The 12818-nt window shown below is 52.0% G+C and carries 10 protein-coding genes; all 10 read left to right on the plus strand.

The window, feature by feature from the left end; all coding sequences use genetic code 11:
• Positions 1–102: 102 nt before the first annotated feature.
• The 10 genes from AC0YNV_RS22055 to AC0YNV_RS22100 all read left to right on the plus strand — a co-directional run bounded on the left by AC0YNV_RS22055 (position 103) and on the right by AC0YNV_RS22100 (position 12813).
• Positions 103–2334 (plus strand): glycoside hydrolase family 95 protein, encoded by a 2232-nt coding sequence (locus AC0YNV_RS22055; protein WP_475769932.1) that lies wholly within the window; start codon positions 103–105, stop codon positions 2332–2334.
• Positions 2335–2566: 232 nt separating this feature from the next.
• Positions 2567–4021 carry an aminotransferase-like domain-containing protein gene (locus tag AC0YNV_RS22060; RefSeq protein WP_475769933.1) on the plus strand — a complete coding sequence of 485 codons (1455 nt, stop codon included), beginning with the start codon at positions 2567–2569 and terminating at the stop codon, positions 4019–4021.
• Between the two features lie 16 nt (positions 4022–4037).
• Complete coding sequence (locus AC0YNV_RS22065) at positions 4038–5246, plus strand: aminotransferase class I/II-fold pyridoxal phosphate-dependent enzyme (RefSeq protein WP_475769934.1); 1209 nt, start codon at positions 4038–4040, stop codon at positions 5244–5246.
• A 424-nt stretch (positions 5247–5670) separates the two neighbouring features.
• Positions 5671–7635 carry an ABC transporter substrate-binding protein gene (locus tag AC0YNV_RS22070; RefSeq protein ID WP_475769935.1) on the plus strand — a complete coding sequence of 655 codons (1965 nt, stop codon included), beginning with the start codon at positions 5671–5673 and terminating at the stop codon, positions 7633–7635.
• A 108-nt stretch (positions 7636–7743) separates the two neighbouring features.
• The gene (locus AC0YNV_RS22075) at positions 7744–8742 is read left to right on the plus strand and encodes an ABC transporter permease (protein WP_475769936.1); all 999 of its coding nucleotides are present in this window, start codon (positions 7744–7746) and stop codon (positions 8740–8742) included.
• A complete protein-coding gene (locus tag AC0YNV_RS22080) occupies positions 8739–9899 on the plus strand; it encodes an ABC transporter permease (protein ID WP_475769937.1) in 1161 nt (386 codons plus the stop codon). The genes AC0YNV_RS22075 and AC0YNV_RS22080 overlap by 4 nt, the downstream gene beginning before the upstream one ends.
• A gap of 12 nt (positions 9900–9911) precedes the next feature.
• Entirely contained in the window at positions 9912–10931 is a 1020-nt protein-coding gene (locus AC0YNV_RS22085) for an ABC transporter ATP-binding protein (RefSeq protein WP_475769938.1), read from the plus strand.
• A 16-nt stretch (positions 10932–10947) separates the two neighbouring features.
• On the plus strand, positions 10948–11967 hold the full coding sequence (locus tag AC0YNV_RS22090; protein WP_475769939.1) for an ABC transporter ATP-binding protein: 1020 nt from the start codon (positions 10948–10950) through the stop codon (positions 11965–11967).
• Positions 11964–12353 (plus strand): hypothetical protein, encoded by a 390-nt coding sequence (locus tag AC0YNV_RS22095; protein WP_475769940.1) that lies wholly within the window; start codon positions 11964–11966, stop codon positions 12351–12353. The genes AC0YNV_RS22090 and AC0YNV_RS22095 overlap by 4 nt, the downstream gene beginning before the upstream one ends.
• A complete protein-coding gene (locus tag AC0YNV_RS22100) occupies positions 12346–12813 on the plus strand; it encodes a hypothetical protein (protein WP_475769941.1) in 468 nt (155 codons plus the stop codon). The genes AC0YNV_RS22095 and AC0YNV_RS22100 overlap by 8 nt, the downstream gene beginning before the upstream one ends.
• Positions 12814–12818 lie beyond the last annotated feature (5 nt).

Consider the following 12818-nt stretch of genomic DNA (forward strand, 5'->3'; position numbering starts at 1 on the left):
AGTCCTCCCGCTCTTGTCAAGGGAGGGCTTTTTATCCAAATCATACGAAGATGAAGAAACCTGCTTCAGGAGCCAAAGAACGGCGTTAGAAAGGTGGTCAAAATGATGGAAAATCGTATCAACAATCCGGGGGAACATGCAGGAGAATTATCCGGTGCCCCCGATAGCAGGCTTTGCCTGTGGTACAGACAGCCGGCTGAGGATTGGATGCAGCAGGCGCTGCCGGTCGGCAACGGGATGCTGGGGGCGATGATCTTCGGCGGAACGCAGCGGGAGCATATCCAGTTCAACCATAAGACCCTCTGGACGGGGTCGGCGGAATCATTAGGCAATTACCAGAACTTCGGGGATATCTATCTGGCGTTCCCGGATGCAGAAGAGGCAGCGGAATACCGGAGGGAGCTGGACCTTGCGCAGGCCGTGTCCCGCGTCAGCTACAGCATCGGAGCAGCGCGGTTCGAGCGGGAATACTTCTGCAGCAGCCCGGATGACGTGATTGTGGCCCGGTTTACATGCAGCGAAGCGAACAAAATCAGCTTTACCTTCAAGCTGGCGGACAGCCGGGATGGCATTATTGCCTATTCGGGAAACCGGGCCAGGCTGACAGGGAAATTGACGGTTCTTTCCTATGAAGCGCAGTTTCTCATCCAAAGTGAAGGCGGTTCCATTACTTCAGACGAGAATGGAATTATCGTAAGCAATGCCAATGCCGTTACCATTCTGGCGGCAGCGGGAACCGATTATGATCCCCACTCTCCAAGTTATACGGGAACGGGACTATCCACAGCGCTTACGGAGAAAATCAATGAAGCTGCTTCCAAGTCGTACGGGCAGCTATTGGAGCGGCATAGGGACGATTACCAGGCGCTGTTCGGCAGGGTTCAGCTCAGTCTGAATGAACAGAAACCGGAAATTCCGACAGACGAGCTGCTGGCCGGATATTCCGCAGGCGAGCTTAATCCCGCATTGGAAGTGCTCTATTACCAGTACGGGCGTTATCTGCTGATCAGCTCTTCCCGGGGGCTGCCGCTTCCGGCGAACCTGCAGGGGATCTGGAATAACTCCAACACGCCGCCATGGCAAAGCGATATCCATACGAATATTAATGTACAGATGAATTATTGGCCTTCCGAATCCGCGAATCTGTCCGAGATGGACAAGCCTTACCTGGACTTTATCTATAATCAGGCCATTGTTCAGCCTGTATGGCGCAGCACGGCGCAGTCGATGGGCGCAAGGGGCTGGACCGTTTATACGCAGATGAACATTTTCGGCTACTCCGATTGGCGGTTGAATAATCCCGCCAACGCATGGATGTGCATGCAGCTGTGGGAGCATTACCGTTATACGCTTGACCGTGATTATCTGGCGCGTACCGCCTATCCCGTCATGAAGAGCGCTTGCGAATTCTGGCTTGACCGCCTAGTCCTCGCTCCGGGCGGCAGCTGGGTGGCGCCGATGGAATGGTCGCCGGAGCATGGCCCTGACGAGGATGGCGTCGCCTATGCGCAGCAGCTGATCTGGGATCTGCTGAGCAATACGATTGAGGCAAGCAAGGCGCTGGATGAGGATGCGGCATTCCGGGAATCGCTGGAGACGAAGCTGGGCAAGCTGGACCCCGGCGTGAAGGTCGGCAGCTGGGGGCAGCTGCGGGAGTGGAGGATCACGGAGGACGATCCGGACAACTCGCACCGGCATGTGTCCCACCTGATGGGCGTATTCCCCGGCAGGCAGATATCTCCTGCGCTGGATCCCGCATTGTCGGATGCGGCCAGGGTTTCGCTGGAGGCGCGGGGCGACTTCTCGACCGGCTGGAGCATTGCCTGGAAAATGAATCTCTGGGCGCGTCTATTGGACGGAAACCGGGCCTACCGGCTGTTGACCCATGCCTTGAGAGTGACCACGGTGTCCGAGGTGACGATGGATGCCAGCCAGGGCGGCGTCTATGCGAATTTGTTCGACGCCCACCCGCCTTTTCAGATCGACGGCAACTTCGGGGCGGTCTCGGCTGTCAACGAGCTGCTGATGCAAAGCCATCTGCATGCGGTACAGCTCCTGCCGGCTCTTCCGGACGCCTGGCCAAGCGGGCATGTGCATGGTCTGGCAGCCCGGGGCGGCTTCGTAATTGATATGGAGTGGGAGCAGGGGACGCTGAAGCAAGCGGTAATCCGCTCAAGGAAAGGGCAGCTGGCGATTATTCAGCATCCTTCTTTTGCACATCGCCAGCCATCTGTCACCGATCAGTCGACAGGCTTGCAGGTTGAATATGAGTTATCGGGAGATACGCTGTCCTTCCCGACTGCCAGCGGTTCAGGCTATGTTATTTCGCTATAATGGCGAATAACCGGCGGAGCTGGGTACAACAGCTTCTTCAATGAGTGACAAGCAGATAACCCGCTTGTAACACCTGCGAAGCATCGGAAGACGTTTCCGCACGCGGAGCTCGCACAATTATCGTTGATACAGCGGGCAAACCGCATGAACCACGACCGGATTAAAAATCCAGGGCCGTGGTTCTTTTTTTAACCCTCCTTCTGTGCCATGATAGCTATGGGGGCGATGAACCGTGTTTAATGATTTTAAACTCATAGATGAACGTCCGGTAGCTATTCAAGTAAAGGACTACATGAAGCGGTTAATTATAAAAGGCGCCCTGCAGGCGGGGCAGAAGCTTCCGTCCACGCGCGAGCTTGGCGGGCTGCTGAAGGTCAGCCGCAATACGGTGATGGCGGTTTATGCGGATCTGGAGGCGGACGGCTTCGTCTATGTGCTCCAGGGCAAAGGCAGCTACGTGGCAGCGCTCGCCGATAACGCCAGTGCGGCGGCTCCATCCTGGCAGATGGACTGGACGGCCCGCTTGAACGGGAATGCCCGGCTGGCCGAGGAGCTGGATCTGATGAAGCACGGCATACGGGCGGACAGGGGAACGATTTCCTTCACCAGCATTGCGCCCGACGAGAAGCTGTTTGATCTGGATAATGTGAAGCGGGCTTTTCTGGACCGGATGTCGGTGGAGGGCAATGTGCTGCTGAATTACGGGTATGCCAAAGGCTACAAGCCCCTGATGGATTATTTGCTCCGCTACATGGATCATAAGGGAGTCGATCTGAAAGGCAAGGATATTCTCATCACCAACGGGTTTACTGAGGGCTTCGACATTGTATTATCGGCCCTGAGCAGGCCGGGCGGCTCCGTAATCTGCGAGAATCCGACTCACCATACGGCGCTCAAGAACCTCAAGCTGCACGGGTTCGACATAACCGGGATCGCAATGGAGCGGGACGGGATCCACCTCGGGGAGCTGGAGCGGGCGCTTAAGCAGCGTGCCTATGATTGCGCGTATTTCGTTCCGTCCTATCATAATCCCACGGGCATTGTGATGTCGCCGGAGAAAAGGCTTGCGCTGATGAAGCTGATGGAGCGCTATCAGATTCCGATTATAGAGGATGGCTTCAACGAGGAGCTGCGCTACTCGGGCTCTCATGTGTCGCCGCTCATTGCAGCGGCCGGCCAGGGCAACAATGTGGTTTATATCGGCAGCTTCTCCAAGGTGCTGTTTCCGGGACTGCGCGTAGGCTGGGTGCTGGCTGACCGGGAGCTGATCTATTATTTGGAAAGCGTCAAGCGAGCCCGCAGCATTCATACCTCTACGCTGGATCAGTCGATTCTGTACCAGTATCTGTACAATGGCAATCTGGAGAAGTATTTGAAGAAAGCGAGAGCCGAGTATAAACGCAAATACGAATGGACGATGCACTGCTGCCGGGAGCATATTCCCTATACCTCGCTTTCCGGAGACGGGGGACTGCATCTGTTTGTCACATTCCCGGAGGGCTTCAGCACAAGGGAGCTGCTGGATGCATGCCGGAAGCAGGGCGTTATCTTTACGCCGGGCGATATTTTCTTCACGGACGGCGGAGGGCAGAATACGATGAGGATCGGATTCTCCCGGGTATCCGATGAGGATATCGGCAGGGGAATCCGGATGATCGGCGAGACGGCCAAACAAATGATGAGCTGAAGGGGAGCGTTTGAGAATGGAAGTTAACACGATGAGCATGAATGATTTTATCACGCCGCATATACGGGATATCCCCCCTTCGGGGATCCGCAAGTTTTTTGAACTGGAGGCAGGCAGCGATACGATATCGCTTGGCGTGGGGGAACCGGATTTTGTGACGCCTCTGCATGTCAGAGAGGCCTGCATGCGGGCATTGGCAGAAGGCCAAACGATGTATACGCCCAATGCCGGTCTCCTGGAGCTGCGCGAGGAAATAGCCGGTTATCTGAGCAGTGGCTTTCAGCTTCAGTATGACCCGGCGAGCGAGGTGCTGGTGACAGTTGGAAGCAGTGAAGCGGTTGATTTGGCCCTGCGGACATTGATCGGTGCCGGCGATGAGGTTCTTCTCAGCGCCCCCAGCTATATTGCGTATTCGCCGATTGCCAATCTGCATGGCGGAGTCGTCGTCGAGGTGGAAACATCGGCCGAGCGGCAGTTCAAGCTGACGGCGGAGGCTCTGCAGGAGCGGATTACGCCCCGTTCCAAGGTGCTCATCGTGAACTTCCCGAACAATCCCACCGGAGCCGTCATGTCCAGGGAGGATTGGCTGCCCATTGCGAAGCTTGCGATCGCGAACAATCTGATTGTCATCTCCGATGAAATCTATGCGGAGCTGACCTATGACCGGCAGCACTTCAGCATCGCATCGCTCCCGGGAATGAAGGATCGGACACTCGTGATCAGCGGATTCTCCAAGGCATTCGCAATGACCGGCTGGCGGGTTGGATACGCCTGCGGCAACCGGGAGCTTATTGCCGCCATGCTCAAGATCCATCAGTACACCGCCATGTGCGCGCCTGTGCTGGGGCAGATTGCCGCAATCGAGTCGCTGCGCAGCGGCCTTGCGGAGAAGGACCGCATGATCAGCTCGTTCAAGGAGCGCCGGGGCTTGTTTGTCCAGGGGCTGCGGGAGATTGGACTGTCTTGTCATGAACCGCAGGGCGCCTTCTATGCTTTTCCTTCTATTAAACACACCGGACTCACCTCGGAGCAGTTTGCCCTGCGTCTGCTGAAGGAAGCCGGAGTTGCTGCCGTTGGAGGCGGCGTGTTCGGACCGGGAGGCGAAGGCTTCATCCGCTGCTCCTACTCGGTTTCACTGCCGAAGCTGAATGAGGCGCTTGCGAGGATGGAGCGGTTCATGCGGATGCACTTCCCCCATAATAACGTTTCACCGTGTTTAGCTTAACTGTTATACCCCATCGTTTGATTCTCCCATGGAATGGTTGTCATGATGACACCGTCCCATGGGCTTTTTTTATCCTTATAGATTTTATTTGTTTTCACCCCCTCAGGAGCCTCGTATCCATGACCTCAAGCTCAAGGTATCCATCTGCGGATTCCGAATATATCCGATTATTTCCGTTTATGGGACAAGACTAATGTTAAAAGTTGTCTCAATAGACTATAAAAATGTCTTAGTAGACGATGTCAGATACGTTTCAACCCCTTATTCTAAAATAGGCAAAAAGAAAACGTTTACATGTAAATTTATACTTATTTTAGGAGAACGGAGGGAGGTGGAAGAAGGATAAATAATCAAATTTTATAGAGGACCAATGTAAGGCTGCAATAAAAAAACTCAAACATTTTCAAAAAATGGAGGGCAAAAGATGAGGAAAACGAGTTTGATCATCCTCTCAATAATACTCTCGGCTATTGTATTATTAGCTGGTTGTGAGGATTCTGCAACGACTGTCAATACCCCTGCAGCCGAAGAGAACAAGACCCCCTCAAACAATGCCGACACGGAACAAACACCTGTAGTGACAGAACCGGCAGAGACGGCTGAATTGAAGGAGATTACCGAATTCAATCAATCTCCTTTTCTGGATGACAAATCACTGCCGCCTGTCAAAGACCGCCTTCCGAAGGATTACAAGATTACGAATGAAATGCCGGCAAGCCTGCTGAAATATGAGAATGGCACCTATGGCGGCACTTTAAGAACCATTACCTCAGCCGTCGACTGGGATGCCGATGTTTTTGTTATGAATGATGAGCCTCTCATCAACACGCCTGGTATCCTTGGAGAAGAAATAACGGGCAATGTGGTGAAGGACTTCAAGATGAGCGAAGACCAAAAGACGTTCAGCTTTGTTATGCGTGAGGGACTCAAGTGGTCGGATGGCCAGCCCGTTACAACGGATGATGTCAAATTCACAGTTGAGGATGTCCTGTTGAATACGGACATAACACCCATCTTTCCGGTTTATCTTCGTGGAGGCGGCGTTCCCGAAGGCGCGCCGTTCAAGCTTGAGATTGCTGACCAATATAACTTCAAGCTGGTTTTTGACAGGCCCTATGGCGGTCTTGCAATCCGTCTTGCCATTCAAGGCTGGAGAGGCTACTCCGAACTGCTGCAGCCGGCACATTATCTGAAGCAGTTCCATACCAAATATACACCGCTTGATAAATTGGAGCCCTTAATCAAGGAAGCCGGGTTCCAGCCTGGCGAGTGGGCGAAGCTCTTCAATGAAAAGGACATCACCAGCGGGGAGCTGACGAGCAAGAAGGCCATCGGCTTTCCTGTCTTGTATCCGTGGATTTTTGTGAAAAGTACTGAGACAACCGCTGCTTTCGAGAGAAATCCTTATTATTTCAAAGTAGATACGGCAGGGAATCAGCTTCCATACATCGATAAGATTGTGAGCACCATGGTGCAGGATATTGAAATGGTCTCATTGAAAACCATTGCCGGCGAAGTGGATTTTTCCCGCGAATCGGCTGCATTGGTCAAAATGCCCTTGTATAAGGAAAATGAAAAGAGCGGCTACAGGGCTTTACTTGCCAATATGCATGTCACGCCAACGGATATTTTCCTTAACATGACCTTCGATGATAAATCCTGGCAGAGCGTTGTGCAGGATGTCCGTTTCCGCAAAGCGCTTAATATGGCACTGGACCGGGATGAGATTATCGATGCCATCTATTATGGCTTTGCCGCACCGTCCGTTATCGCTGATCCAACCTTCAATGTCGATGAAGCAAATAAACTGCTTGATGAGATGGGGATGAAGAAGGGTGCCGACGGAATCCGCACGGCCCCGGACGGCAAGAAATTTACGATTCCCTTTGAGGTAGGGGCACAGGCTCCGGATATCGTTCCCATGACACAGCTTGTTGTCGAAATGTGGAAGGAGCTGGGGTTGAATGTAACGATGAAGACCATTGACCAAGCCCTCTGGACCACCCGCAACACCGCAAATGAGCTTCGGGCGACCATGATCTGGACACATACCCCCCTGTGGTATATGGGCGACTGGGGTATCGGAAACTGGGCGCCAGCCTGGGAAAGATGGCGCACTACAGGCGGCAAGGAGGGTGTGGAGCCGCCGGCCGAGGTAAAGGCCTTATTCACTCAAATTGACACCGCGGCGGCCGCTGCGCCGGCAGAGGCACAGAAAGTTTTTGCGCAAATCAAGGCGGACTTTGTAGAGAAGAACTGGTATTTCATCCCGATTGAAGAAGTGAAGCAGCCATTGATCGTCAATGACAAGCTGCATAATGTTCCAACCGAGGAGTCCTTTGCTATTGCCGCAAACTTTAGCGGGGAGCAGTTCTGGTTCGGCAACTAGGCAGATATCCCATGAGAGAGCCCGGCGGGTTGCGGGAGGGCTGGGCTCTCTCAAACATTGACCTGGAATCACAAGAGGCAGGAATGCTTGGATGAAGGAGGAAAGTGCTTGTTAAATTATATCGGTTATCGGGTTCTTCAACTTATTCCGCTGCTGGTCGCCATCAGTATTATTGTGTTTGTCATCATTCAACTGCCGCCGGGCGATTTCCTGACCACATACATTGCCAATTTAAAGCTGTCCGGTACGGATGTGAATGACAGTGCCATTCTTAATTTGAAGCTGCAGTATGGTCTTGATGAGCCTATGTACATGCAGTATCTGGTATGGGTGAAGAATATCATTCTGCACGGAGATTTAGGGCGGTCCTTCCAATGGAACATGCCGGTAACGGAGGTGATCGGCGAGCGGTTGGCCCTGACCATGACCATATCCATTATTTCGCTTATTTTCGTGTGGATCCTCGCCATACCGATTGGCATTTATTCAGCAACAAGGCAATATTCGGTTATGGATTATGTATTTACGTTTATCGGCTTTATCGGTCTTGCCGTTCCCGGTTTTCTTATCGCCTTGATTATTGTTTATGCGGTTTTTGCCCAGACCGGGATATCCATAACGGGGTTATTCTCGCCGGAGTATCAGGATGCGCCCTGGAGTATCGATAAAGTGTTGAATATGCTCCCAAGACTCGCGCTGCCCGTCGTTGTAATCGGGATGAGCGGAACAGCAGGCCTCATCCGTGTCACCCGGGGAATGCTGCTCGATGAGCTCAGCAAGCAGTATGTGATCACAGCCAGGGCAAAAGGCGTCTCTGAACGTAAACTGCTATTTAAATATCCAGTCCGTATGGCGGTTAATCCCTTAATCAGTACCATAGGATGGACTCTTCCCGCGCTGATTTCCGGTGAAGCGATTGTCTCCATCGTGCTCAATATGCCTACAACAGGACCGATGCTGCTCAAGGCGCTTATGTTCCAGGACATGTATCTGGCCGGCAGCTTCCTGCTCATTATTAGTGTATTGACCGTAATTGGGACGCTTCTCTCGGATATTCTGCTGGCGGCATTGGATCCGAGGATTAGATATGGAGGAGGCACTGAATGAGCGCGATCACCCAGCTATCGAGCAGATTTCGGAGGAACAGGAAGTCAAGGCCCGACAAAAAAAGCAGGCTTGAAAATGTGGAAGTAGCCTCTCAATGGCAGCTCATGTGGTGGAAATTTAAAAAGCATAAAATGGCGGTCGCTGCAGCCATTATTCTTCTGCTCTTTTATTTGGCAGCCATCTTCTGTGAATTCCTGGCGCCAGGCGTTCCGGCCTTACGGTATCCTGAATATAAAAATGCTCCGCCGCAAAAAATCCATTTCACCGATAAGCAGGAAGGCTTCAGCCTGCGGCCCTTCGTCTATGGCCTCAAAGAAGAAATGAATGTGGAAACCTTCCGCCGCACCTTTGTTGAGGATACATCGCGGAAGTACCCGATTTCCTTCTTTGTCAAAGGCGAGCCTTATAAAATGTGGGGGTTTATTCAATCGGATATTCATCTGGTCGGCCTTCAGGATTCCAACGAGGCATTCATTCCGCTGGGTACAGATCAGCTTGGCCGGGATATGTTGTCGCGGATTATTTATGGATCCAGGATTTCCCTTTCCTTCGGACTGCTGGGTATTGTATTTACCCTTATCCTGGGGCTGCTCCTGGGCGGATTCTCCGGTTATTTGGGCGGGGTTACCGACACCATCATTCAGCGGACGATTGACTTGTTGATCTGTATTCCCACCATTCCCTTATGGATGACGCTTGCAGCGGCACTGCCGAGGGACTGGACAGCGCTGCAAATTTACTTTGGGATGATCATCATCTTCTCCGTTATCGGCTGGACGGGTCTTGCCCGGGTGGTGCGGGGGAAAATTCTATCCCTGCGCGAAGAGGATTTTACAATGGCTGCCCGGCTCTCGGGCGCTACGGATTTACGCATTATCCGCAAGCATCTTCTTCCGTCCTTTGCCAGCTATATTATTGTCAGTACAACGCTATCGATTCCTGCGACAATTATCGGGGAAACGTCGCTTAGCTTTCTGGGATTGGGACTTCAGGCGCCAGTCGTCAGCTGGGGCGTGCTGCTGCAGGACTCGCAGAACCTGGAGACGCTCGCGCATCATCCGTGGCTGCTGATACCCGCTATCTTCATTGTCATTGCCGTACTAATGTTCAATTTTCTGGGTGACGGACTGCGTGATGCGGCAGATCCCTACAAGTAGAGGAGGCTTTCCATGGTTGTTAGCGGAGATATCGTTCTGGAAGTGAAGGATCTTACCACACATTTTCATCTGGATGAGGGTATTCTGAAAGCAGTGGATGGCGTGGATTTAACGATTAAGCGGGGGAAAACGCTCGGGATCGTCGGTGAAAGCGGCTGCGGGAAAAGCGTGACCTCCCAGGCATTATTACGCATCGTACCCAAGCCGGGAAAAGTGGAAGGACAAATTCTGCTGAGCAGGAAGAAGGATCATGATCAGGCCAGAGTTACGGATCTGGTCAAGCTTGATCCAGTGGGAAAGGATATCCGCGATATTCGGGGCGGCGAAATTGCTATGATTTTTCAGGAACCGATGAAGGCGTTCTCGCCCATTCATACGATTGGGAATCAGATTATGGAAGCCATAAAGCTTCATATTACCAATAATGAGGAGGAAGCTAAAGAAATTGCTATTCAGACCCTGAAAAATGTCGGGATGTCCAATGCGGAGCAGCGGATGAACGAATATCCCCATCAATTATCAGGAGGAATGAGGCAGCGGGCGATGATCGCGATGGCCCTCTCCTGCAAGCCCTCGATATTGATCGCCGATGAGCCTACAACTGCGCTGGATGTGACTGTACAGGCGCAGGTTCTGTATTTAATTAATGAGCTTAAAGCCAGGAATAATATGTCTGTCGTCTTCATCACGCATGATCTTGGGGTCATTGCCGAGATGTCGGATGATGTGGCGGTCATGTATCTGGGCAAGGTTGTGGAATATACAGATGTCGATACCTTATTCCATGGAGCGCAGCATCCGTATACAAAGGCTCTACTTAATTCGATACCAACCATTAATAGAGAAAATGAGCGGCTTGAATCCATCGAAGGAACGGTACCTTTTCCAATGAATCTTCCGGCGGGATGCGGCTTTTATACACGGTGCAAGCATGCGATGGATGGGGTATGCAATCGGGAGGACATTCCCTTGATTGAAGTGAAGGAAGGGCATCGCGTCAGATGTGTGCTGGCTGAAGTAAACCTGGAGTAGAGGAGATGAGGCAGCTATGGAAACATTGGAACGGGTTCTGGACGTCAAGGGGATGAAGAAGTATTTTCCGATTACAAAAGGCTTTTTTCAGCGGACAGTCGGCTATGTCAAAGCGGTTGACGATGTGAGCGTGTCTATAGGCCCTGGGGAAACCTTTGGTTTGGTCGGGGAATCGGGCTGTGGTAAAACAACCTTAGGCCGTTGTATTTTGCGGGCTATTGAACCGACCTCGGGCGAAGCGCAGTTTCAAAAGCGCAATGGGCAAATGGTCGATATTACAAAGCTCGATACCAAGAGCCTGCGTGCGATACGAAGAGATATGCAGCTTATCTTCCAGGATCCCTATTCTTCGCTTAATCCAAGAATGACCGTGCTGAATATCGTAGGGGAGCCCCTGGTATGCAATAACCTGGCCAGCGGAGACGAACTGAAGGAACGCGTTCGTGAGCTGATGGAGCTTGTCGGGCTAAACAGCCGCCACATGGAGAGATATCCCCACGCTTTCAGCGGAGGGCAAAGGCAGCGGATCGGTATTGCCCGTGCTTTGGCGACAAATCCCAAGTTTATCGTGTGTGATGAAGCGGTATCCGCCCTTGATGTATCCGTGCAGGCCCAAATCATTAATTTACTGCAGGATTTGCAAGCCAAACTGAATTTAAGCTATTTGTTTATTTCCCATGATCTTGGTGTCATTCAGCATATTTCCAATCGGGTCGGTGTCATGTATGTTGGCAAGATGGTGGAAACAGCCGGCACCAGGGAGCTGTTCAACCGTCCCATGCATCCCTACACGGAAGCGCTCTTGTCGTCCAAACCGATACCGGATCCCCGGAAGAAATCCAACCGGATTATCCTTGCAGGGGAAGTGGCTAATCCCGCCAATCCTCCGTCCGGCTGTTATTTTCATCCGCGCTGCCCCTATGCCCAGGATGTTTGCAAGAAGGAAAGTCCGCCCTGGGTCAAGGTGGATGAGGGTCATTACTCCGCCTGTCATTTCGCAGGAGAACTCAGCTTGAGGGGAGTTGATCATTTATGACGCCTATTCTAATTACCATCCTTGGCTTTGTTATTCTTCTGGGAATGACCATGGCAGGTTTGCTATGGTACCTCAGAACAATAACCGGCGTACTCGTCGTCAGCAAGCATGAGCAGCTGGAGCGGATAGCAACGCTGAATGATATTCCTGAGCAATGGAAGGCGAAGTATAACGGGCGGATTATGAAGCTGCATCAGCAAGGGAACCATGTAAAATCCCGGAAGCTGCAGGAGGCGGCGAAAAGAAGTTATGTAAGAAGACTGAGGCGGCTTTCCCTGTATTTAAGAAAAACACGGCTTGTCGATAGTGAAGAAACAAGAGCCTATACGCTTACGCTGCTCGATTCGGTCAGAATGAAGTGGGAGGATCAATCCTCCCATGGATGAGTTTTTGAAAAGGAGTAACAGGCAGGCAAAGGCGGGCATTTATTCTTATTTGCTATCCTTCGCGACAAGTGCTCTGGGGATTTATCTGTGGTTTGAGCTGCGTGATTTGATTTCCAGTTTGCTGATCGTCTTCAACATCAATCCTTCAGCATGGCGGGCGATCGACAACTTTTCCTTTCTTTTGTTGGGTATTCTATGGCTCGCATGCGTATTCTTTGTACAGCATGTCTATCACAAGAGCTACCTGGCAGGCTGCCTGTTCCGCCGCGTTTGTCTCGTGATCGGCATCCAGATGCTCGTATGGTCTGTTATTCGGCTGATTTCCGTCCTTGTTCGATCCGTGATATTGGATGCGCTGGGCTGGACTATCCTGATCTGCATTGGAGGTGTCGGGATATCCCTGATTTATTACACCAGAAATAAGCGGACTGCTATGAATGCAGAGGAGATCAAGGGGTGATGAAA

It is taken from the genome of Paenibacillus sp. JT31N11 (assembly GCF_056269285.1).

Bases quoted from the DNA above. Each gene is read 5' to 3' on its own strand.
- AC0YNV_RS22055 (WP_475769932.1), top strand. From the start codon at position 103: ATGATGGAAAATCGTATCAACAATCCGGGGGAACATGCAGGAGAATTA.
- AC0YNV_RS22065 (WP_475769934.1), top strand. From the start codon at position 4,038: ATGGAAGTTAACACGATGAGCATGAATGATTTTATCACGCCGCATATA.
- AC0YNV_RS22070 (WP_475769935.1), top strand. From the start codon at position 5,671: ATGAGGAAAACGAGTTTGATCATCCTCTCAATAATACTCTCGGCTATT.
- AC0YNV_RS22080 (WP_475769937.1), top strand. From the start codon at position 8,739: ATGAGCGCGATCACCCAGCTATCGAGCAGATTTCGGAGGAACAGGAAG.
- AC0YNV_RS22085 (WP_475769938.1), top strand. From the start codon at position 9,912: ATGGTTGTTAGCGGAGATATCGTTCTGGAAGTGAAGGATCTTACCACA.
- AC0YNV_RS22090 (WP_475769939.1), top strand. From the start codon at position 10,948: ATGGAAACATTGGAACGGGTTCTGGACGTCAAGGGGATGAAGAAGTAT.
- AC0YNV_RS22095 (WP_475769940.1), top strand. From the start codon at position 11,964: ATGACGCCTATTCTAATTACCATCCTTGGCTTTGTTATTCTTCTGGGA.
- AC0YNV_RS22100 (WP_475769941.1), top strand. From the start codon at position 12,346: ATGGATGAGTTTTTGAAAAGGAGTAACAGGCAGGCAAAGGCGGGCATT.